Origin of the sequence: Spirosoma spitsbergense DSM 19989 (genome assembly GCF_000374085.1) — a bacterium.
Classification (GTDB): domain Bacteria; phylum Bacteroidota; class Bacteroidia; order Cytophagales; family Spirosomataceae; genus Spirosoma; species Spirosoma spitsbergense.
Window position 1 is genome coordinate 49,778 of record NZ_KB893389.1, and the last position, 23,408, is coordinate 73,185.

19 protein-coding genes and 1 pseudogene are annotated in these 23,408 nt (G+C 50.5%); 5 read left to right on the top strand and 15 right to left on the bottom strand.

Features of this window, described 5'->3' with window-relative positions; genetic code table 11:
* Positions 1-194: 194 nt before the first annotated feature.
* The 14 genes and pseudogenes from B157_RS0101990 to B157_RS0102045 all read right to left on the bottom strand — a co-directional run bounded on the left by B157_RS0101990 (position 195) and on the right by B157_RS0102045 (position 18,939).
* Complete coding sequence (locus B157_RS0101990) at positions 195-770, bottom strand: helix-turn-helix domain-containing protein (RefSeq protein WP_020601707.1); 576 nt, start codon at positions 768-770, stop codon at positions 195-197.
* Between the two features lie 130 nt (positions 771-900).
* Positions 901-1,063: pseudogene (locus B157_RS40360) on the bottom strand (IS256 family transposase); the annotation flags it as partial.
* A 141-nt stretch (positions 1,064-1,204) separates the two neighbouring features.
* On the bottom strand, positions 1,205-3,592 hold the full coding sequence (locus B157_RS0101995; protein WP_020601708.1) for a M43 family zinc metalloprotease: 2,388 nt from the start codon (positions 3,590-3,592) through the stop codon (positions 1,205-1,207).
* A 4-nt stretch (positions 3,593-3,596) separates the two neighbouring features.
* Complete coding sequence (locus B157_RS0102000; RefSeq protein WP_020601709.1) at positions 3,597-4,091, bottom strand: hypothetical protein; 495 nt, start codon at positions 4,089-4,091, stop codon at positions 3,597-3,599.
* 30 nt (positions 4,092-4,121) lie between these two features.
* The gene (locus tag B157_RS0102005; RefSeq protein ID WP_041951847.1) at positions 4,122-4,982 is read right to left on the bottom strand and encodes a hypothetical protein; all 861 of its coding nucleotides are present in this window, start codon (positions 4,980-4,982) and stop codon (positions 4,122-4,124) included.
* A 27-nt stretch (positions 4,983-5,009) separates the two neighbouring features.
* Positions 5,010-6,383, bottom strand: a complete 1,374-nt coding sequence (locus B157_RS0102010) for a RagB/SusD family nutrient uptake outer membrane protein (protein WP_020601711.1) — start codon at positions 6,381-6,383, stop codon at positions 5,010-5,012.
* 34 nt (positions 6,384-6,417) lie between these two features.
* Positions 6,418-9,453: a SusC/RagA family TonB-linked outer membrane protein gene (locus tag B157_RS0102015; RefSeq protein ID WP_020601712.1), complete on the bottom strand. Its 3,036-nt coding sequence runs from the start codon at positions 9,451-9,453 to the stop codon at positions 6,418-6,420.
* Positions 9,454-9,676: 223 nt separating this feature from the next.
* A complete protein-coding gene (locus B157_RS39565; RefSeq protein ID WP_020601713.1) occupies positions 9,677-10,252 on the bottom strand; it encodes a hypothetical protein in 576 nt (191 codons plus the stop codon).
* Between the two features lie 36 nt (positions 10,253-10,288).
* The gene (locus B157_RS39570) at positions 10,289-10,942 is read right to left on the bottom strand and encodes a hypothetical protein (protein WP_020601714.1); all 654 of its coding nucleotides are present in this window, start codon (positions 10,940-10,942) and stop codon (positions 10,289-10,291) included.
* Positions 10,943-11,024: 82 nt separating this feature from the next.
* Positions 11,025-11,699: a hypothetical protein gene (locus B157_RS0102025; RefSeq protein WP_020601715.1), complete on the bottom strand. Its 675-nt coding sequence runs from the start codon at positions 11,697-11,699 to the stop codon at positions 11,025-11,027.
* A 60-nt stretch (positions 11,700-11,759) separates the two neighbouring features.
* On the bottom strand, positions 11,760-13,475 hold the full coding sequence (locus tag B157_RS0102030) for a SusD/RagB family nutrient-binding outer membrane lipoprotein (protein WP_020601716.1): 1,716 nt from the start codon (positions 13,473-13,475) through the stop codon (positions 11,760-11,762).
* A 25-nt stretch (positions 13,476-13,500) separates the two neighbouring features.
* Positions 13,501-16,788 carry a SusC/RagA family TonB-linked outer membrane protein gene (locus B157_RS0102035; RefSeq protein WP_020601717.1) on the bottom strand — a complete coding sequence of 1,096 codons (3,288 nt, stop codon included), beginning with the start codon at positions 16,786-16,788 and terminating at the stop codon, positions 13,501-13,503.
* A 388-nt stretch (positions 16,789-17,176) separates the two neighbouring features.
* Positions 17,177-17,953, bottom strand: coding sequence for a patatin-like phospholipase family protein (locus B157_RS0102040; RefSeq protein WP_020601718.1), 777 nt, complete (start codon positions 17,951-17,953; stop codon positions 17,177-17,179).
* A gap of 149 nt (positions 17,954-18,102) precedes the next feature.
* A complete protein-coding gene (locus tag B157_RS0102045) occupies positions 18,103-18,939 on the bottom strand; it encodes an MBL fold metallo-hydrolase (RefSeq protein ID WP_020601719.1) in 837 nt (278 codons plus the stop codon).
* Positions 18,940-19,072: 133 nt separating this feature from the next.
* Here B157_RS0102045 and B157_RS0102050 point away from each other — a divergent pair, with 133 nt between their 5' ends.
* The 5 genes from B157_RS0102050 to B157_RS0102070 all read left to right on the top strand — a co-directional run bounded on the left by B157_RS0102050 (position 19,073) and on the right by B157_RS0102070 (position 23,086).
* Positions 19,073-19,924: an AraC family transcriptional regulator gene (locus B157_RS0102050; protein ID WP_020601720.1), complete on the top strand. Its 852-nt coding sequence runs from the start codon at positions 19,073-19,075 to the stop codon at positions 19,922-19,924.
* Positions 19,925-20,120: 196 nt separating this feature from the next.
* Positions 20,121-20,675 (top strand): carboxymuconolactone decarboxylase family protein, encoded by a 555-nt coding sequence (locus tag B157_RS0102055; RefSeq protein ID WP_020601721.1) that lies wholly within the window; start codon positions 20,121-20,123, stop codon positions 20,673-20,675.
* 133 nt (positions 20,676-20,808) lie between these two features.
* Complete coding sequence (locus tag B157_RS0102060; RefSeq protein ID WP_020601722.1) at positions 20,809-21,543, top strand: cytochrome b/b6 domain-containing protein; 735 nt, start codon at positions 20,809-20,811, stop codon at positions 21,541-21,543.
* Positions 21,540-22,340, top strand: a complete 801-nt coding sequence (locus B157_RS0102065) for a molybdopterin-dependent oxidoreductase (RefSeq protein WP_020601723.1) — start codon at positions 21,540-21,542, stop codon at positions 22,338-22,340. Before B157_RS0102060 ends, B157_RS0102065 begins: the two co-directional genes overlap by 4 nt.
* Positions 22,341-22,357: 17 nt before the next feature.
* Complete coding sequence (locus B157_RS0102070) at positions 22,358-23,086, top strand: DUF1223 domain-containing protein (RefSeq protein ID WP_020601724.1); 729 nt, start codon at positions 22,358-22,360, stop codon at positions 23,084-23,086.
* Between the two features lie 4 nt (positions 23,087-23,090).
* Here B157_RS0102070 and B157_RS0102075 read toward each other — a convergent pair whose 3' ends face one another.
* Positions 23,091-23,297, bottom strand: coding sequence for a DUF2490 domain-containing protein (locus B157_RS0102075; protein WP_020601725.1), 207 nt, complete (start codon positions 23,295-23,297; stop codon positions 23,091-23,093).
* Positions 23,298-23,408: the final 111 nt, after the last annotated feature.

The following is a 23,408-nucleotide window of genomic DNA, read 5'->3' on the forward strand; positions in this document are numbered from 1 at the left end:
ATGACAAGCAACAAGAAGCCCCTCAGGCCAGAATATATTCCTGGCTTAATTTCCGTTGCTGACGTTCCCGAATCAGCACATGGTTTGAGTCGAAAAGGCGCATCTCAATGCGTTGTTCCTTACCGACTTCTGACGAAAGTGGATTTGACTTTTTTTGGGGTGCCCCTAACCCCGACCATCTCACATCTTAAGTTTTACAGAAACAGTAGTACCTCATTGTGAAGAGCTTCCCGGTGCTGAGCCTTAATTTGTTTAAAAAAAGTAGGGGTTAGGCCGGTGACCTTTTTGAACTGATTGGATAAATGTGCCACACTGCTGTAATGCAGTTTGTACGCTATCTGGCTAAGACTCAGTTCATCATACAGCAGCAGTTCTTTCACCTTCTCAATACGCTGAAGGATAAGGTACTGCTCAATGGTACTACCCGTCACCTGAGAAAACAGGTTGGACAGGTAGTTATAATCATAGTCGAGTTTTTTACTGATATACTCAGAGTTTTTTAGTTTAGATGGTGAGTCTGTGTACTCTACCATGTTAAGAACCGTGGTTTTTATCTTTTCAATCAGGATGGCTTTTTTATCGTCCATTAGTTCGAGTCCCGATACCAATAAAGCGATTTTCAATTGGTCACGCTGCTTAGCGGTAATAGCTTCCTTGAGCTCTACTTCACCTAATTTCACTACGCTGTAAGCCAGTCCAAGTTGATACAGGATTGCCTGCACAATTAGTTTACAGCGTCTGGTAACCATGTATTTGATGTAGAGTTTCATGTTGGTAGTTGTTTGGACGAACTGGTAACTGCTTTGAGCAGGTTCGAAAGGCAGGAGAAGGGAAAGTAATAGAATAGGTGGGTGAATATGCTCGCTGAACTGTGTCAGCGGGGTTAATCGAAGCGATGGTGTTTGATCGCTCCTCAAAGATAGCGGACTCTAAAAAGTGCTTGAGCAAGGGCACGAATAGTCCGTTTTCGCCCGTCAATGGTTTTCCTTCGTAGAGGCCGGCACGGACCGCCCCGCTTGGTAGCCGCTTGTTTGAAGGACTCGAAATCAAATTGGTCAGTCATGATAGTGCAGATAAAAGATTTTTCTTTTCCCCGGCTCCGGCCGCCCGGTTCTATTCACCCCATGGCCTGACACAGTTCAGCGATTGTTAAGCAGTAAAAACATATAGGGGGCAGATTCTCAAACCTGCCCCCTATATGTTTTTACTGCTTAACAATCCGTCGCCTGAATACGGCTTCTCCCATTCGTATCTCCACGAAGTATACACCGCTGGGAGCGTATTTGAGGTCGAGGGGTTGCTGGAAGGTGTCCGTTGTTTTCTGGTGCGCTTGCTGGACGATTTCCGTACCTGCCACCGTACGAACGCCCAGTGTGAGAACACCGCGCAGCGGGCTGCTGAAAGACACCATCATCTGCCCATCGCTGGGGTTGGGCGTTACCTGAAGGGCCTGTTCCGCCAAGGGCGTGGTAGCCGTGACCGCACCCACCCGAACATTCACCGTTACCACTGCCGAGGTGCTGCACAGGTCCGTACCCGTACCAGAAACGGTATAGGAAGCCGTTTGGGTAGGCTGAGCCACGACCTGAGGACCAAGCGTGGCGTTCAGGGCTGGTCCCGTCCAGGTGTACAGACCCGCACCCCGTGCATTGAGCGTAACCGTTTCGCCGGGGTTGATGAATATAGACGAAGCCGCTACCTGCACCGAGGACTTCTGTCCAACACGGGCCGTAATATCGTGCGCTACGTTCAGGCCCAGGCTATCCGCATAGCGCAGCCAGTTGCCCTGCCGGTTTTGCTGCCACGAGGTGGCAAACAGCGACTGACCGTTTTTAGTCGTGATAACGGCCACAGTATCACCCGATGCGTACGGAAACGAGACACCGACATGGAAGGGTAAGCCACTGACCGGTACATTCCGGTCGAAGGTCACGGTGGTAGCCCGGTTAGCGGCTACGTCCGCCAGAATATCGCGCAGGGGTACATCTTTCTGGCCCAGAATAGCACCGGGACCATTTTGAAAACCGCGCCCGTTCCAGACCGTTACCGTTACAACCGATTCGCTGGTGGCCCCTTTGGCGGCTTTGGCAACCCCGAATTTCAGGGCGGCTCCGGCCAGGTTCAGGTAGCCCAGTTTGTTGGCAAAAAACTCGGAAACAGCCTGTACCCGGCGACCATTCTGTCCGGCCACATACCCAATCCGACTGGTATCGCGCAGGATGGTGGGCGTGCCATTGAAGTTAGTAATATCCGTGCAAAGCCCCTGATTCAATACTTCAATGTATTGGGAGCGCACCAAAGGCTCTGACTGACCGGCTGCGTTGGAAACAACTAATCTTACGCCAAAAACACCCGGCTGCGAATACGTAACGACGGGATTCTGCTCGTTGGACGTAGCGGGTGTCCCGCCTTCGAAGGTCCAGGACCAGGCCGTTGGAAAACCGCTGGAGAGGTCGTTGTACCGAACCGAGCCACCCAGCAACACCTGTTGTGCTTCGGCCCGGAAGTTAGCCACGGGAATGGTAGCTACTACAGAACCACATACACCAGAGGTGAGCAGGCTGCTCCGGCGCGGGCTGATGTCCATCACCGCCCGCATCCGGGCTTTCTGACTTAGCGTGAAGATGTTCATACACGCATCGTTCGAATAGTCCATGTAATCCTGCACCAGATTCGTGGCACCACAACTGACCTGCCCGATTGGGCATCCCTGACTGGCCGCTGCCTGCGGGGGAGTGTCATCGCAAAAATCATCGCCACAATTGGCATCGCCCCAGATGTGGCGTAACCCCAGCCAGTGCCCCGTTTCGTGGGTCATGGTGCGGCCCAGGTTATAGGTACTACGCATGGTGGGAAAGTTCCCCTTCTCCGAATTTCCGAAGGAACGGTAATCAATAACGACCCCATCCGTACTGGCCGGGCTATCGGTAGGAATACCGGGCAGATTGGATTTGCTGGGAAACTGCGCGTATCCCAACACTGACCCACCCCCGGCTACCGGTTCGTTCAGGTCCACAACCCATACGTTATAGTATTTATCCGGGTCCCAGTAGGTGCTGGGTTTTAGCACGCCTTCTATATCATTGCGATTCCAGTTGGCCCGTGCGCCGTTGTACCGGTCGATACCCGGTTCGGCCATGGGCCTCCCCTGCCGGTCCAGAACGGCGGCACAAAATTCAATTTCAATGTCGGCTCCGATGGCGTTGGTGTTGAAGCCCCGCGTATTAGGGCGCCGACGGAAATCTTCATTCAGGGTTGCAATTTGCGACTGCACCTGCGCCTGACTTAGATTTCGCCCGGCTCCCACCGCTTCGCCGTTGTGTACGACATGAACGATAATGGGAATGGTAATAACGGGAGCGGCAGGCAACCGGCCCGACTTCATTTGCTGGTTGATGATCGTTATCCGTTGCTGTAATTCCCGCTCAAAATCGTTGAGCGCTCCAAGCTCGGGATGGCGCGCCCGCAACAGGCTATCCATTTCCATGGTCACACACTGCTGGGTAACCGGCAACGTTTGTGTTTTTACCTGGGCCTGCACCAACGGGTTGAGTAACGTGAGCAGCAACAGGCTAAGTAGTAGTCTGAACATACACCTATTTGGTCGTAACGGGGTTGAACGTAAACCGATAGCTGGCATTGATATCCGGGAAATAGTATTCAACCGTCATGGTCTGGGCCGTCAGGTTTTTTATTTTCCAGGGATATACCCCATTGAGCAACGGAATGTAAAACTGTAGCGACGCATTGGCATTGACCAGCGTCCAGGTATCCGTTACGTATATATCCGGGTCGCTCGCATTACATTTTGTGGCTCCCTCACTGGCTTCAAACTTATGCTCCGCATCGGCGTAAAACGTCAGCAAGTCGTCGGTGATGCAGGGATTTGCATTGAGTTGATTTACCGGAATTACCGACGAGGCATTGCCATCGTCGATAATCTGTATCGAGACCATTTTCCAGGTCTTCTTCTCCGTTCCTGTCAGCAATTGCGAGTAGGTTGGAATGACGGGTTCAATCTGTTGAGAACAGCCACCAAGTAGCCAGCCAACCACCCCCGGAATTAGTAAAAAGCGTATAAACTGTCGCATCCTGTCGAATCGTTAAAGGTCAATTATTCCTCACTGGGGCGTATAGGTCTGGGTGTAGGTAAGGGTCGTATCTTTGGTGCTGCTGAGTGCCAGCGTAAACCGAAGATTCAGCGTAATCTTGCGATCTTTAGGGTTCCAGGCACCGGTTCCCGCTATTTTATCCGTCGGCCCCAGTTCCGGATTGGTTTGCGAGGGTACCGTCAGCGAATTATCACCATTGTCGATAAAGGTTAGCGTTGGACGCTGGGCGTCGAAACTCAGGAACGGAATAACGAGGTTCCAGTTGCTCAGGAGGTAGTTTTTACAATCGGTGCTGGTAATCTGAATGTTCGGCACGGTGGCGGTCTGCGCACCATATCGCTGGGTTCCCGTGTACGTGCCGCCGAACAGACAGTCGTCCTGAATGACGAAGGTTAGCTGTTTCCCCACGATGTTATTCTTCCCAAACCCAACCTGTAAAGTGCTGGGCGTAACACTGGTCAGCGTAAACGTGAGCGACTGCGATTCGAGGATGTTGTTGGCGTTATTGATGAGTTTCAGGACAATATTTCCCGTACTCTTATTGGCCGGAATAACCACTTTTCCTTCAGTACTCTGAATAGTATAATCTCTGCCCGCCCGGGCGGTGCCACTCACGGTATAATTGATGGTGATGGGTTCGGCCAGAATTGGCCCAACGTTGTGTACCTGAATGGGAATAGGCTGGCTGTAACTCTCTTTGTAGGTAACCAGTGTATCCGTGAACCGGACAAAATAGGGTCCTTCGAAGACGCGGTTGACGTCACTGGTTTCGCAAGCAACCGATAGCCAGCCAATGAGCGCAACGGCAATCCCCATTAGCCCCCAGTGGCTTATTCGCTGTAGAAAGGTATGTTTTGTTTCTTTTTTCATGTTTTTGTGGGCAAACGAGCCGTTGCGTTAGTAACCAGAATTTTGGGTCAGCGCGGTGTTTAGCTGGGTTTCCCGCTGGGGTATGGGCCACAGTTCGTAGTGGCTGTCCCAGTTAGGCGAAAAGGCCGACATTACGGCTTGTGCCCGGCCCGTTCTGACCAGGTCGTACCACCGTTGTCCTTCAAATGCCAGTTCGTACACCCGCTCCCGCTCTACGGCCAGCAATACATCAGCCTGCGCCGTGAGGGTTATGGCCGGGGCTTTGGCCCTGGTGCGCAGTATATTCAGATCAGCAACGGCGCCGGTGGCTCCCGTCAGTTTGCCCTGCTGCGCCCGTGCTTCGGCCCGAATCAGGTATAGTTCTGCCAGCCGCATATACACGATATTGTTGTTATCTTCCGATGCAGTGCCGTATTTTCGAACGGTCCAGCCATTATCACTAGCCCGTTGCTGCTGGGCGTTAAAGGTAATAGTCTGGCTCCGCGTACCGGCTTCGGTCGAGATGAGTGCAGCCACCAACTGGTTCGACGGGATAACCTCCCGTCGGCCAACGAGCAGGTTGTTCAGACCGGTAGCCGACGTTCCGGGGTCGTCACTCAAACTATAGCCCACTTCCAGGACGGATTCAGCCGTAAAATCTTTGGTGATAACGTCCGAATAATTGGTCAACAGCGTATATACGCCAGAGCTGATTACCTGCGTGGCGAGGGCTTCGGCCTGCGCCCAGTTTTTCTGATACAGGTAAAAACGGGCCATAGCCGCCCGGCAATTGACTTTATTCAGATACGTGGCGTTGGTGGTAGCGTTCGTCGAAGCCGAGGTAACATCCGGCAAATCGGTCAGCGCGGCCTGATAATCGGCTAGTACCGAAGCCAGAATATCAGCTTTAGCCGTGCGGGCTATCTGGGTGTTGGTCTGGTTATCGGTAGTGGTTACTTTGGGAATGTCGCCGTAGGTATAAGCCCCGATAAAATTAGCCCAGCCACGCATAAACCGGGCTTCGGCCAGTACCTGTTTCCGCACGTCGTCTTTAACCCCACTAACGTTCGGTAGCCGCTCCAGAATAAAATTAGCCACGTAAATGGTGCTGAACAGGTTATTCCAAAGAACATCTACCACGCCATTGGTAGACGTAATTCGTTTGGTACCAAACTGAATGTAGTCGTTAAACGTACCATTCGCCTGGATATAATCGGCCGTAAAATCGCCTGCAATCATAGTAGAGGCACCCATACTGCGAAACGCATTGTACAGGCCAATCCGAACGGGCTGCACATCGTTGGGTTCGTTCAACACCAGATCATCGACCAGCAGATCGACTGGTTTAGGCTCCAGTATCTGCTGGCATGAGGCCAGAATGGCGAGTGTCAGAACGATACTATATCGAAAGAAACGAATCATGTTGCAATTGTTATCTTCGCCCGTGGGGCATTTACTAAAAACCAATGGTCAAGCCTACAAATACCGTTTTTACCTGGGGAAGTGTAAAGAAATCAATCCCCTGCGAAGCCGTTGAACCGTCCAGCGTACTCACTTCGGGGTCGGGTCCGGAGTAGTTCGTCAGTGTCCAGAGGTTCGTGGCCGATGCATAAATCCGGGTGTTGGTTATTTTGAACCGCTCAATCCATTTTTTAGGCAGGTTGTAGCCAACCGACACATTTTTCAGGCGCAGGAAGGAGCCATCCTCCAGAAAACGGCTGCTGGTGTAGTTGTTGTAGGTATTCTGAAAAACGTAACGGGGTACACTGGTGATGTCACCCTCTTTTTGCCACCGTTTCAGCGCCTGCCGGGACTGGTTGCTCTGAATATCAGACCCGGTATTGACCAGCGTAACGTTCGTAAAATTAAGAATACTGTTGCCATACGAGAACTGCAGAAATGCACTCACGTCGAATCCTTTCCAGGAGACCCGGTTGGTCAGGCCGCCGTACAGTTTGGGTTGGGCATTACCAATTACCTGCCCATCATCGGGCGTGATTTTACCATCGCCGTTTTTATCGTCGTAGATGGCATCACCCGTCGCCGGGTCGACCCCCAGGAATTTCAGCCCCCAGAAGGTTCCCAATGGCTGGCCGGGCAAAATGACGTTGGTATTGGAAACACCATTACCCGTATAGCCCCGAAAAACGGGCTGGTCGGTGGCCAGGGACACTACTTTATTCTCGTTATGCGAAATATTGAAGTCGGTAGTCCAGCGCACCGCCTTGTTGATGTTTACGCTCGAAATTGTCAGCTCGACACCCCGGTTCGATACTTCTCCAATGTTACCCTGCACGGTACTAAAACCAGTTGTTTGCGGAATCGGCTGGGCAAACAGCAGTTTATTGGTCAGGTTGTCATAGGCATCGATAGTAAATGTCAGCCGACCGCTGTAAAACGAGGCATCCAGGCCAATATTGGCCTCGCGGGTGCGTTCCCATTGCAGGTTTGGGTTGGCTAGGGCAGCCGGGCCAACGCCCGTGGCTCCGCTGTAGGTAGCCGACGCCCAGGTACCCAGAAACTGGTAATCGCCAATTTGCTCATTGCCCGTAAACCCAAAACTGGTTCGCAGTTTCAAGTCGTTTAGAAAACGGAACTGCTGCATGAACGGCTCGGACGATATGCGCCAGGCCGCAGATGCCGACGGGAACAAGCCAAACCGCCGGTTCTGCCCGAATCGTGAGGAGCCGTCGTAGCGCGAGGTGATTGTGGCCAGGTACTTCTCGTCATAATCGTACCGGACTTCGCCAATAAGCGAGATTAGGCCATTGCGGTTTTTGTAGGAATCGCCCTGGTCTACTATCCCTGCCGACCGAATGTAAGTGAAATCATCGCTGGGAAACAGACGCCCCTGCAGGTTTCCACTCCGTTCAAACTGCTGCTGTAACTCAAAACCGGCGGTTCCGCTGAAATGATGTTTTTCGGCCAGTTGGTAGCTGTAATTCAGGGTATTCGTATTGACAATCTTTGACACGTTTGCGCTACTGAAAACGCCGTATCCCTGACCGCCTACGCTGGGCAAAAAGCCGCCAATAGCCGTGGTGGACGGCTCGAACTGGTCTTCGGTGATGTTATTATAGTCCGCACTTATTTTCGACCGGAAGCGTAGGTTTTGCAGGATTTCGTATTCGGCGTAAAGCCCGACCAGCATCTTGATGGTGTAGGTTTCAAAACGCGGTAGCAAAGCCTGACCAACTGGGTTAAAATTGGGGAAACCCGCATATTCGGGGTCATTGGGGCCATACAGCTTACCTTGTTCATTGTAGGGTGAATAATAGGGTAAACTCTTCAGCGCACCCGAATAAACACCATCCAGGAAGTTATCGCCTTTTACCCGCTTGTTTTTCACCTGCGACAGTGTCAGGTTCATGCCGAACGAAAGCTTGTCGGTGGCTTTATGGTCGAACTTGAACTGGCCGGTGTAGCGGGTAAACTGGCTATTGAGTTGAATTCCCTGTTCATTGCGGTAGCTACCACTGAGGTAAAACTGCGTTTTGTCATTACCGCCCTGGGTGGATAGCTGATACTGCTGGTAAACGCCTTTTCGCAGAACAGAGTTAATCCAGTCGGTATTCTGCCCATCGGTAACCCCTTTTATAAGACCCAGTTTATCGGGGTCCTGACCGGCATTAATCACCGCTTCCCGCTGTAAGTCCAGCAGTTCGGTAGCATTCAGCAAATTGGGCCGACGAATAATATCAACCATGCCCTGCTGAACGTCGGCCGTAAATTTCGTTTTCTGATTGGCTTTTCCCCGCTTGGTGGTTATCAGGACCACGCCATTGGCCGCCCGCGACCCGTAAATGGCTTTGGCCGACGCATCTTTCAGCACGTCGATGCTCTCAATGTCGTTGGGATTGAAGAGCGCCAGTGCATTATCTGTCTGGCCACCAAAATCCCGCCCCGTAAGTGCTCCGTTTTCAACCGGCACGCCATCCACAATGAACAGGGGACGGTTGCTGGCCGAAATAGAGGTGTTGCCGCGTACTCTGACCATGATTCCACCACCGGGCGTACCCGACGATTGCGACACCTGCACACCAGCCGCCTGCCCCTGTAGAGCCTGGTCGAAACTAGCCACCGGGATGTCTTTGAACTTGTCGGGCGAGATGGACGCAATGGAACTGGAAATATCTTTTCGCTGGGTAGTATTATACCCCGTTACGACTACCTGCGTCAGTTCATTGATGGATTCCTGCATCTGGATGTTGATCGTTGTGCGGTTGCCAACGGTAATTTCCTGGGATACCAGTCCGATGGAGGTAGCAAGCAGTATAGCGGTACTGCCGGGAACGGTGATGGAGTAGTTCCCATTGGCATCGGAGCTAACGCCATTGGTAGTACCTTTCACCTGAATATTCACACCGGGCAACGGTTGCCCATCCTGCACCGATATAACCCTACCCGATATACGAACACCCTGCGCCAGCAGATAACCCGGTAGTATGGCCAGCAGAACTGCCCAGATAATAGCACTGTAGAATTTTCTCATGTATAAGGTGTACGCCAAATGAAAGCGGTTTGAGGCAGGTTTGTTAATCGAAAAAACAAAGCACTAAAAATAGGGTAAAAGCTACTTTTTTCAAACGAAAATAGTAGCCTGCATCGTATAAATCTGACCTGTTGAAAAACTACCTCTGTGTTTTTTACAGGCATCATTTAGCTGTTTACACGCAAATAAGATCGTAATGGTGGCGAGTGGTTATTTCAATGGCTCATTTGATATAATAAAATACCAGATTCATCATCTCATCGGTTGAGCTCCAACCGTAGCCAACCGTACGGACCGGGTGGTTAGGATTCAGTGGATTCTGATCGGTATTATCGTAATGGGCCTCAGCAATGATGGTCGAGCCTTTGGGCAGTACGAGTGGCTCACGGAAGAAGTAGGTAAGTTGCCAGCGGTAATCCCAATCCGGGATGCTGACCAGATTGATGGCCTCACCCGCCGGCGTTATGGCAAACGCCCTTACCGACTGACCCAGCCAGTGCATATGAGGCAGCACCGACAACAGCCGGACGGTATCGGGCAACGGTCCGTAGTTGATATAAAAGGTGGGCCTGGTATTAGCCGCCAGCCGAAAGGGCTGATTCGTAATGTTATTTTCTGTAAGCGTAAGCGTCCGCACAATTTGCTTCACCGGCTTTTTGGCGAAATATAACCGTACCTCCGACTGGTCCTGTGCGGCATTGGGCGAAGGTGAATAATGAATGTTAAGGATCAGGTCGCTACCGGCCCGAATGCGTTTGACCGACCCCGCCGGGAAGGTTACGCGGTCATTGCCGGGCACCCAACCGTAAAGAAATTCGTCGGCCAGTGGTGTTTTCTAAAAATCGAGCAGGTAGGCATCATCCTCTGCAATGCCATCAATACCGGCCATGGTCCCCGTTGAGTCAACCATCAATCGGCTATGGTGCAACAGTTTTCGGTTACCCGGTACAAACTCAATGGCCGTTACCCATACATCCTGGGCCAGGTTCATGGGTACGTGGAAATACCGAAAATCCTCCCGACCATCACCTTTGATGGCGTAGGGTTTCATGCGCAGAACAAGATCGGGTTTTACTTCTTCAGCCGAATCGTCCGTCTCTTTTACCGCTTGTTTTATGTTGGACTTTTCCTCATTCCTCTCTCCTTCCGGCATGCCTCCCTGCACCCAGTTCTGAATCATCCTTATCTCGGTATCGGATAACCCCCTTTCGTTGGCGTAATGCTGGAAGGTACGGTCGGCCGGAAAGGGGGGCATATAGCGGCTCTGGGTCACTTTGGCAATGAATTTGCCCCGTTTCGCAACGTCCGGGTAAGTCAGTAAGCTAAATGGCCCTACCCCACCCGGATGATGGCAGGGCGTGGCACAATTGCGGATAATGATGGGCTGGATAGTGGCGGTGTAGGTAGGAATCAGTTGTGCCACAGCCGCTTTACCTATCCAGAAAAGCCCAAAACTACATACCCATAGTGCAAGCTGCCACTGTCTCATATGCACAATTATTGAATCTTTAAAAATAAAAGAAGCAAACCATATGGTCTGCTTCTTTTATCAAAAACTATATACCAGCATCTTACTTTACATCAAAAACCAACTGGCAGTTAGCTGCCGCGTCTGAGAAAGGAGTCGTATCGCCACAAACACTGTCAGGGTTCCATGTAGTGAATACCTTACCGTCAGCAGTGTATAGCTTCCAGGTAATAACGAAATCTTCGGTTCCATTAAACCACTTACCGGTGGGGCGTGGGTTAGCCGGATTCGCAAACACCTTTACCGCGTTTACCTTGTCGTACTTGAAGGTAGCATCTTTGTAGACATTATAAATCTCAGTAGGCGAGATACTAAACGTGCTATACTGCCGGTTAGCCGCTGCCGGACTAATGGTTTTAATGAGTTTGGGACCCAGCGAAGCCGTTTTGGGGTTACCGTCAGCATCGCTGTAATAGTCCAGCATTTCTACATAAACCTCAGCCTTGCTAACCGTCAATACATTATCGAGTGATACCCAGCGGATTTTGAAATTCACTTTGGCGGCATCAACATCCTGCCCCGTTTTGGGGAAGTTAGCCGCATATGCCAGCGAATTTTTCCGGCTCGACGAATTTTTAGCTGGCTCAGCTACATCCGCAAAAGCCGTGTAAGCATGTACGCCTGATTCCCAGCCTGGTACCGGGTTCAACGATTCATCGCGGCATCCCAGCACGGCTACCATGCCGAAAGAGAGCGCGTAAGTAATTAGTTTTTTCATACAAGTATTGGTTTGTTCAGCCGGTTATGAATGACAAACCGGCTGAACGAGAATGAGTGATTAAAATTCCCACTTATATTTTGTCTTGTCCCAGAACACCGGGTCACGGTCGAAGATGACGTTTGCCACGTAGGTAGCAGCATTCGGGTTCAAATTACCCTCCTGAGCTGGGTAAGGCAACCGCAGAGCGTACTGACGGGGTGGTTTCAGAATAGGAGGCTGAATACCGACCGAGAACTGCTTGAAGGGCCCCTGCACGGGATAACCCGTCCGGCGCATCATATTCCAGATTTCCTGTCCCTGACCATACGAAGAAAACCATACCTGCTTGGCTACTACGTTCAGTTTGGCCTGATCGCTCAGAGCGGCATCGTATAGTTTCAGCCAGGCATTTACATAATCAGTAATAGCTTTGTCAGTAGGGGCCACTGATCTTGAATCGGCTTTCTGACTAACGCTTACTACCAGTGCAATTTGCTCGCGCATGGCGGCTTCAAACAGGGCTTTGGCATCACCGGTTACACCGGTTCCGTCCAGGATAGCTTCGACCTGATAAAACTTAATGTTCCAGCTTGTAATCAGCGGCCATATACCATTACCACCTGGATTGTTACCCGTCAGCGTTTTAGCTGGAGTCTCCCGGCCCGAATAGAAACCACCAGCTGGGTAAGCACCCGGCGTAGCACGCAGCGCACCATCAGCCGGTGCACCCGTATTATCTCCCCGGTCCCGGCCAAAAAATCCCGATAAATAAGCAATGTCTGCTTTTGTTGGGTCCTGCGTATCGTTATAGAATACCCGCTTGTATTCGGCCAGGAAAGCCGGACGCAGGGGCAGGTAAGTGCCCCCGAAAGGGATAGTACCCCGGTCAGTTGGGTTCGATGGATCGAGCGTGGCACTGGTTTGCCGGTAGAAGTAAAATGGCAGACGCGGGTCCATGTTCAGAATCATTTCGCCCATCAACTGATGGTTGATGTAGGTCGCATCACCCGTACCGGTATAAGGTCCCTGAAACAGCGGGTGCCGGTCGTCCTGTGGCGAAATCTGCGTCGAATACTGATAAACGAAGTTCTGGGCAGGGGTAGTGATAAAGCCACCCGCATCGAAGGCGGCCTTCAGGTCAGCATTTCCCGTTGCGCGACCTTTGCGCGAATTGAACAGCAACCGGAGTTTAACCGTCTTGGCTAAACGGGTCCAGGTAGCAGCACTACCGGCTCCAATAAAATCGCTGGCTACGGCTACGGCCTGTGGTTTCGCTAATTCAACAACGGCCTGGTCGCAGAGTTTGATTATATTCTCATAAATGGCCACGTCTTTGTCGAACTTAACGGCTTTATCCGTACCGGGAATATTACCCTTCCAGGCTTCGGAGTAGGGAATATCGCCGAACTGATCGACCATGTTCCCGACGGCATACGCTTTAAGCACCATCGCAATGCCCCGATAAATGGGACTCTTGCCATCGTCCGTTGCTTTCAGTATTTCCTCCACGTTCTGCATACTCCGGTAGAAGGAATTCCAGGTTCCGTTATATGAGTTGTTAGTCAGGTTGTAATTGTCGGCACTGTTGCGCAGCCCGGCAAATCCCCCTGCATCACTCACTACCTGCACCATTGAATTGGTAGCGGCCAGTTCTGCCGTTGGTAGCAGCAGTTTTAACGCTGCTGCCGATGGCTTGTTGGGGTCCTGATTGATATCGAGTTCGGTAATGCTACAGGCACTAACTAAGGCCACGCACCCACCAAACAGGAGCGATTTAAAAAAAGTATGTTTCATTTTTTAGTAAGTCAAGTCGGATTGATTAGAAAGAAGCCGATACGTTGATACCAAACCGGCGCGTGGAGGGAGCAGCTCCCAAATCGAAGCCCTGAATGTTCAGGTCCGGATAGCTCGACAGTACTTCGGGGTCGAAGTTAAGCCCTTTGAGCATGTTGGGAGCCACAAACCACAGGTTACGACCCGATGCCGAAACACGCAGACTACCAAACACTTTCGTGTACTTTTTCAGGAACGCCTTTGGTAAAGTATATCCTAAAACAACTTCACGCAAGCGAATTACCGTCGTCTCGTATACGTTCGTCTCATCTGCTCCGTAGGCACCAAATCCGTTCGAGAAGTGGTACTGGAAAGCCGTCATTGGTATAGTGTTTGGCTGCTGTTTACCATTTTCATCTAAGATGGCCTTGTACGTAGCTGGATCACCATATACACCCGGAATTACGCGCAACCCTTCCCGATCTTCCGAGTCTTTCAACTGACCTCGCAACAGCAGCGAAGCCGCCGTAGCTGAGAAGATTTTGCCACCCTGCCGGTAGTCGATCAGTGCCGACAGGTTGAAACCCTTCCAGGAGAAGTTGTTGGTAATACCCAGCGTGAAGTTGGGGGCCGGATTACCCAGAATCTGCGATCCTGGCAGCGTAAACGGCAAACCCGAAGTAGGGTTGATGAGTAATTTACCATCTTCACTGCGGGCATTCACTGTACCATAAATCTGCCCGAAGGGAGACCCTTCCCGATGAAGGGTACCGAGCGAGGAAAGGCCCGTACCACCGAGGAAGATTTCACCGGCCGGACCGGCACTTACTACGTTGGAGCGTAGCCGGGTGAAAGCACTTGTAATAGACCACTCAAATCCGTTAGCCAGCCGCAACGGCACTAGCGTCAGGGCAATTTCAATGCCCTTGTTATCGATTTGACCGGCGTTAGTCACTTCGTTGTAGAAGCCCGTAGCCGCCGGAATCCGGCGTGATACGATCAGGTCCGTCGATTTCCGATAGAAATACGCAAAATCGAGGTTTATCCGACTGTTGAAGAACTGTAACTCTGCCCCTACTTCGGTTTCTGTGGTGAATTCCGGCTTTAGGTTGGCGTTGTTCAGTTGATTGGGTAAGGTAGCTATCGAATATGGGGTTGCATTTACGTATGTACGACCCAGGTCATATGCCGTGTACACATTGTACGGGTCAGCATCTTTACCCACCGTAGCATAGTTAGCCCGCAGCTTACCAAAGTTCAGGATGTTTTTTGGTAGGTTGAACGCGTCCGTAAAGACAAACGAGGTCGATACAGCCGGATAGTAATAGCTATTGTTAGCAATTGGCAGGGTTGACGAGTGATCGTTCCGCACACTAGCCGTTAAGTACAGATAGTTATTGTAGGATAACGACAGTTCACCAAAAATACCGAATAGCCGACGCTTCCGATTTAGTTCATCGGCCGATTGACTAAGCGTGCCTCCTATTGTCAACACAGTAGGGTCAATAACCTGACTACCAAACAACCGGGACTGCTGGTACGTACGCTCGTTGAGGTTAAGTCCTACCAGCAGGCGGGCCGAAAAACGCTCACCAATCTCTTTGGTAGCCGTAGCCAGAAAAGTAAGGTCCGTCTCTGTGTTGGTCAGTTCCGTTTTTGTGATAGCTCCTAATGGAATAGCGGTACCGCCCGGACGGATATTGTTGTGACGCGTTTCGTGATAGGTGTTTACTCCACCGCGAGCGGTCAGGTTCAGCCAGGGCGTTACGTCATACGTCAGGGCCATGTTGCCATATACCCGGTTTACCTTAGAGGTGTACAGGTTATACTTGGCCGTCCAGAGCGGGTTGTCCAGCGCCCGGTAAAACACATTCGAGCCATCTACCGGGTTCTCGAACGGGTAGCCGCTCAGGTTGTAGTTACGGGGCAGGTAAAACAGGCGGTCATAAATAGAGCCGCTCGACCCGGAACTATAATCGGTAAAAAACGAAGCACCCGACTGAGGGCTTTGCTGATTGGTATTTACGTAGTTTACGTTACCCGACACATTGAGGCCATTGACCAGGGTAGCATTACCACCGAAGTTAAGCGAGGTACGCTCCGTAAACGAGTTCGGAATAATACCGTCGTTCCGTAAACGGGAAATACCGGCATTCAATGAAGTCTTGTCGCCGGTAGAACTGATGTTAATCGAATTTTCGGCTACCTTACCCTGCTTGAAAAAGCCACCGATAATGTCGTAGGGCTGTAAAGGTACTGGTACTGCATTCCCGCTGGCATCCAGAAATTCCGGGAACACGCTCTTATACCGGGCAGCCGTGTAGGGTACGCCCACAATGGGGTTAGGCACTGTGCCTTCTGGATACCCATCCTGAATTGTTTTCGAGTAGCGGTCGAAGCCTAAAGTAGCATTAACCCGGTCAACTTCCGACGGGAATACCGTACCCCAGTTGCCGATGAATCCACCGTTATACTGCTGGTTAGACCCCTGCGTGTAGGTGTCCTGATAATTGGGAACGGTAGATATTTTCTCCACCGAGTACGAGCTTGAGTACGTAACTTCCAAGCCTTTGCGGGCTGATTTACTGCCTGCCTTGGTCGTGATGACAATTACCCCGTTTGCCGCCCGTGAACCATACAACGCAGATGCTGCCGCCCCTTTCAGTACGGTCATAGCCTCGATATTGTTCGGATCAATATCATAAGCCCGGTTCGACACAACCGAGTTGCTGGCGTAGTCAGCCCCGGCACCATTGGAGGAGTTATCGAAGGGAATACCATCCACCACAAACAGGGGCTGGTTATTACCCGCAAAGGAGTTATTACCGCGGATATTGATTTTGGTAGCCTGACCGGGGGCACCACCACCGGCAATAATGTTTACGCCGGGTACTTTACCGGATAATGCCCGCAAGGGGTCTGGTTCTGAACGTTGTTGAAGAAGATCGCCCTTCACTGTGGTGATGGCGTAAGCAAGAGCCTTCTTTTCACGCTGCTGGCCCAGAGCAGTTACTACCACTTCGCCCAATTGCTTAGAGTCGTTCTTTAATTCGACTTCGAGCTTAGCGCGGTTACCAATGGCCACTTCCTGAGTAGCGGCTCCAACGAAACTAAAAACTAATGTCCCCCCCGTGCCCGGTACGCTGATGGAATAAAAACCGTCAGCATCGGAGTTAGCCCCCTTAGTTGTTCCTTTCAGCAGAATAGAGGCTCCGGGAATTGGGGTACCATCTTCGGCGGCTGTTACTCTACCCGTAATTGTTCGCTCCTGAGCCCATGCAGGAACCCAGAGTGAGCACACGATAAGCATACTCACCAGTAGAATTTTCCTCATAATTTAGTTAAGATAAGTTAAGATAAGAGTGCATTGAGTGCAAAATTAATAAAAGGCTTATACTTACCAAGTATAAGCCTTACTAATTTAATAACAGCCATATTATTCTTACCTATGGCTAATTAGTAAAATATTATTCGGTTCTGGATTATCTCGTGCTTTAGTTATACTTACTCGGCAGACAAAAATATCATCCGTAAAAATACTTAATCATTTACCGAGCAATATGATTAATTCGGGAAAACGGAACCACGTTAACGCCAGGGGGAATATATTCGTCTACCCCGGAAACTTGACTACACCTTCAAATTCAACCTTTCCATAAAAACGGACGCCCGACTGAAAAGTCGGGCGTCCGTTTTTACACTAATTATGGTACGATGTCTTATCATTGCTCAACCGTGGCAGTGTCGAGTGCTTTTTCTATATCGGCAGCCATAGACCGGGTGTATTGATAACCAATCCGGAACAGTTCCCGCGCTTTACCAACATCTGCCGGGCCGTACCCACTTAAATCAGTTGGCTCAAGCAATACGTTACAACGGGTAAACTTTTCCCTTGTTTTGCTCTGGACTGCCAGAATAATGCTCCGCTCAATGACCCCCCGCATGGAACGAATGGGTTTAGACGTACCAAGTGGATTACAATGTGACCCGATTAGAAGATCCACTTTGTGTTCGATGATATCTACTGGCAGGTTGTTCAGGACTCCTCCATCGACAAACTGGCGTTTGTTAATCAGGAACGGTTCAAAAATACCAGGCAAACAACAGGATGCCAGCACGGGACGAATTAGCTCCCCCCGGTCAAAAATGACCTGCTCACCTGCGTTCAGGTCAACCGCCACTACATGCAGGGGTATTTGCAATCCCTCAAACGAATCGTGCGGAATGTATTTTCGGTATAAATCGGCTATTGCATCCAGTCGTAATAACCCCATACGGTTCCAGGCGGGTCGCAGATGTCGTACAAACGAGGACGATTCAATAATTTTCAAGCTCTCATCCGGGGTGTACCCCTGCGCTAGTAAAGCACCCACAATGGCACCGGCACTGGTTCCAGCTATTTGATCGAAGTGAATGCCCATTTCACTGAGGGCTTTTATAACACCCAGATGGGCGATACCCCGCGCTCCGCCCCCCGATAAAACCAACCCTATTTTCATACGTTTCAGTTTATTGGCTTTATAACGGTGCGTGGTATCTTTTGGTTTGGGGGCTGGGGCTTAAGGTCCAGGGCAAAGGGAAGGGGGAAAGTTACAGAAAATAAGAAGGTAACTACCAAATCCTATTCCCTTTGCCCCACTTGCACTAATCACAAAAACTCCGCCAGCTTTCCCTGCTGCCCTATTCGCACGCCTTTATCCGTCATTTCAACGGTAGCGGCTTCTATAATAGGGTCGTGTTCAAATAGTAACAGCCAGTTTTCCTGAGCTGCCTGTTTCAGTAGGGACGTTTTCTCATCCATCGTTAGCAGGGGACGAACATCGTAACTCATTACGTAAGGCAGTGGAACGTGCGCCGACGATGGAATCAGGTCAGCCATATAGGCTATTGTGCGGCCCTTGATATGGAACAAAGGCAACGCCATTTTTTCGGTATGGCCATCCACGTACCGAAACTCGATATCGGAAAATGGGAACGGCTTTTGCGTTAGGAACTGTAGTTGCCCGCTTTCCTGCAAAGGCAGGATATTCTCGGGCAGGAAAGACGCTTTTTCCCGTGGATTTGGATTGACTGCCCACTGCCAGTGAGCCGGGTGGACCCAATACGTTGCATTTGGGAAAGCGGGGCTTAGCTGGTCGCCCAAACGGAGTACGGCACCCCCCACATGATCGAAATGCAGGTGGGTGAGCAACACGTCGGTTATTTCATTTTCTGAGTAACCTGCCCGATGAATTGAGTCAGTTAGCGAGGCCGTGCCATGCAGGTCATAGTGACCGAAGAACTTGTTTGATTGTTTGGTGCCAATGCCGGTGTCGACAAGTAGCAGCCGGCTATCCTGTTCATAGAGCAAACAGCGCATGGCCCAGGTACAGCGATTTTGTTCATCGGCGGGATTAAGATGTTGCCAAAGTACCTTGGGCACCACACCAAACATGGCACCGCCATCCAGTTTAAAGAACCCTGTATCGAGCGTTTGAAGGGTCATAAAGTAAGTCCGGTAAAAAATTTAGTTGACAAAGATAAACGATCAATTACGCAAGCTGTAGCTTTCTGTCAATGATCGTTCTGTGCTACTTTCCAACCCATAAATACGTTAGGGATAGTAATCTATTGGTTATATGCGTCATTCATACCACGAGTCCCAAACGAAGGGAGTTTTAAACCTGATTGTTCATGAACCCAGTTTTATCCGGCAGCTCTTTCTGGAGCGAAACAGCCGGCTATTGACCATTGCCTGGAATCAGGGGGCAGACCAGACCGTAACTATTGACGGCATCGACTACATGTTTCCAGAACAAACGGTACTACCCCTGGTGGTACATCAATCCTTCACCTTCAGCCATCCAGAAACGATCATCGCCTGGCAATTCAATCGGGAGTTTTACTGCATCGTTGACCACGATAGAGAAGTATCATGCGTCGGACTTCTTTTTTATGGTGCCTCTTTGCCGTTGTTTCTTCATCTGGCCGACCGGGAAAGACGAAAATTTGAGGCATTACTGATGGTTTTCGATGATGAGTTTTCTACCCACGATTCCATTCAGGGGGAGATGCTTCGCATGCTATTGAAACGACTAATTATTAAGCTGACCCGGCTGACAAAAGATCAATTTATAAATAACAAACTAACAGAACCAGACCTTACCATCATTCGCCGATTCAATTTACTGGTTGAAACACACTTCCGAAAACTTCACGCCGTGAGCGACTATGCCAATCTATTGAACAAATCGCCTAAAACCCTTTCCAACCTATTCGCGCTATATAACCAGCAAAGCCCATTGCAGGCTATTCATGAACGAATTACAATGGAAGCCCGACGGTTGCTGCTCTACACTGATAAGTCGACCAAAGAAATTGGGTTTGAACTGGGATTTGACGAGGTTGCTCACTTTAGTCGATTCTTTAAAAAGCAAACCGGGGTACCGCCGTCGACGTTTAAATCAACAGGCCTGGGGCTGGGGGCGTAGGGCAAAGGGGGCCTGGGCGTGGAACGCGGGGCAACACGACAAAAACCCGGGATGGACTATCCAATCTATACACCCTTTGCTCTACGCTCCCCTATCGGGAAAAATTGATAACAGAGCGGGAAGTACGGCCATTTCAGAACGTGTTTTGGGGCTGCACCTTTGCATTGTCAATAAGGCAAACCAAAACAACCTACCAATGGCAACGTTCAGCGTACCAACCCGGAATCGGGTCTCGGCCCAAAATCAGGCCCTTTTCGATACTATTCAAAAAGGTTTAGGCTTCGTCCCCAACCTATACGCCACCTTCGGGCTTTCCGAAAATGGGCTGGGGGCTTATCTGGCCTTTCAGCAAAGTCAGACGAAAGGAGCTTTCAAAGCTAAAGAGCGCGAAGCGATTAATCTGGTCGTATCGCAGGTAAACAACTGCGTATATTGTCTGGCTGCTCATACGGCACTGGGCAAGATGAACGGTTTTACCGATGAGCAAATTCTGCAACTCCGCGCCGGATACGCCGACTTTGATCATAAGCTGGACGCGCTGGTTAAATTAGCCAAAGCTATTACCGAGTCAAAAGGTCACCAAGCCAGTGAGGTAGTTGATGCGTTCATTGCGGCTGGTTATGCTCAGCCTGCCATTGTCGATCTGGTGTTGATGATTGGCGACAAGATTATTTCCAATTATCTGCATGCCATTACTCAAATTCCGGTAGATTTCCCGGCGGCCCCGGCGCTGGAAGAAGTAGCGGCTTAGCTACGTGGTTTTTGCCCTGCTTTCTTTGTCAGCAGGGCAAAAACCACATTTTGGCTTACTGTTATCAATTGTATCTCGTACAAATTTTTCCCCGAAATTAGGCGTATATTTCGCTCTAAACCCGCCTTTGCCCATGAAACGAATCGTTCATAAACACCCTTTAGCCATTCGGTGGTTTCACTGGATCAACTTCCCAGTTCTATTCGTTATGATCTGGAGTGGTCTCCTGATTTACTGGGCCTACGATCCCTACAAAATCAGCGTTGGCAGTTATACGCTCCTGTCTTTCTTTCCGGACGGACTCTATAAGTTCCTGAACGTTCCTTTTCGGCTGGCCGAGGGCATGGCATGGCACTGGGTGTTCATGTGGTTATTTATGCTGAACGGATTACTGTACATCGGATACACCTTTATTTCGGGCGAATGGCGGCATCTGGTCCCTAACAAAAATTCGTTCCGCGAAGCCATTGCCGTAACGCTTTATGATCTTGGCCTTCGCAAAACCCAGCCCCCATTTATCAAATACAATGGCGCCCAGAAGATTGCTTATTTCTCCATTATGCTCATGGGCGTTGGCTCAGTACTGACGGGATTTGCCATCTATAAGCCCGCCCAGTTTTCGTGGCTGACGGGGTTGCTCGGTGGTTATAAAGCAGCCCGTTTAGAGCACTTTATTTTAACCATTGGCTACGTCCTGTTCTTTTTTGTTCACATAGGCCAGGTTATTCGGGCGGGCTGGCAAAACTTCCAGTCGATGGTAACAGGGTTTGAGTTTATCAAACGCAGCGACCCGCCCGTAACACCCGAATCGCCCGGCATGCCGGATCCTGTTGCCCCCTCCCCAACGCCAAACCCGCTACCAGCATGAGCCAGATAAAAGAGCCAAACCTGCCCGAAAGTGATGTACCCGAATCGATGGCCCGGCGACGCATGATTACTTCCTTCAGTCTATTTGCGCTGGCGGCAGCCATACCGCTTGGCGTATACGAATGGATTACCAATAGCCCTAAGTTATACGGTGCCCGTAAACCACTTCGGCGCGTGCTGGATGCCAATGCGGCCATCGCCAAAACGTACTTTAGCAATACCCACCTGGTAGCCACTTTTCCGGTTGAAGAAGCCGCAAAAAAGCCTCGTACCAATGGCTATGACGGCTTAAAGACTCCCCTGCCGGAAGACTGGAAACTACAGATTGACCGGGCGCAGGGCGCTCCTTTACTTCTTACGATGGATGATGTAAAAGCACTGCCAAAGCACGAAATCGTATATGAGTTCAAGTGCATTGAGGGTTGGAGTCAGGTGCAGCACTGGGGCGGGGTCCGCCTATCCGATTTCATGGCGAAATACAAACTGGGCACAAAAAGTGGTGATGCCCCCAACCCGGAAAGCACTGACGATCTGTATAGCTACGTGGGCATGGAAACGCCCGATAAGGGCTACTATGTAGGTATCGACATGGAAAGTGCCATGCACCCCCAAACGCTGCTGGCCTATGAACTGAACGGTCAACCTATTTCGGCCCCGCATGGTGCACCAATACGATTAATTATCCCGGTTAAGTATGGGGTGAAAAACCTGAAACGCATTGGCCGGATGTTCTTTTCGGATACGCGCCCCCGGGATTTCTGGGCCGAACGGGGTTATGACTATTACGTTGGCCTGTAATGTAAACTCAACTCGTTATGAACTACTTACTCATGCTTCTGATAACTGTTGGTATGGAAATCAATCCGCCTGCCGATAAACCCGTGGCTCAACCCGTTGTGGTCCTGGAATTGTTTACGTCGCAGGGCTGCTCCAGTTGCCCACCCGCCGATAAGGCCTTACAGGAAATAACTCAGCAGGCTGCCCGCTCTGGTCAGGGGGTCTATGGTCTGTCCTTTCATGTCGATTACTGGAATCGGCTGGGCTGGCAGGATCCGTTCAGCGCCAGGCAATTTACGGATCGTCAGCGTCAGTACGACCGGGCACTGAAAACTCAGACGTACACACCCCAGCTCATCATCAACGGGAAACAGGCTGTCATTGGTGGACAACGGGACCGCATTGAGCAGACCATTCAAACCATTCAAAAACAACCGGCGACAGCGTTTGTCAGTGTTGATGGTACTGTTAGTCAGGACGCCAAACAAGTGACGGTCAACTACACCCTCTCAACCGCCGGACCATACCGCGTTAATGTAGCTCTGGTGCAAAAAGAGGCTCGCACACCCGTCAAAAATGGAGAAAACGGGGGTCGAACACTGGTCAGTACGAACGTGGTACGGCAGTTCAAAATGATTGACGAATCAGGCAAAACCGGTATTGCGTCACTACTGCTACCGACCGACCTTCCCTCAGGCCAGACGGCCGTACTGGTGTATGTTCAGCGTACGGATACCGGGCAGATTGTGGGCGCAAAAATGTTTTAGACACTCACTTTGGGGCACTAAAATCAAAATCATAGCTGATATTCAGCCGGAAGCCGGTATCCTGATCAAAGATTGCCTTGCTGGTTATGGGGTCAGGTTCGGCATGCTGTAAAATCCGGCTCAAATAATTCAGTTCCAGTTTAAAATTCTCCTTAATCTGGTAGCCCAACCCGCCCGAAATACGATTTTGATTGAAGATATTACTTTCCACGTTGTGCCCGAATCTGCATCCGTATCATTCGTTCAAAAGCATAACGTATCATTCAGCAGTAGACCCTTTCTGTAGATACTATGTTTTGTCAGGACACGTCAAAATAGCGAA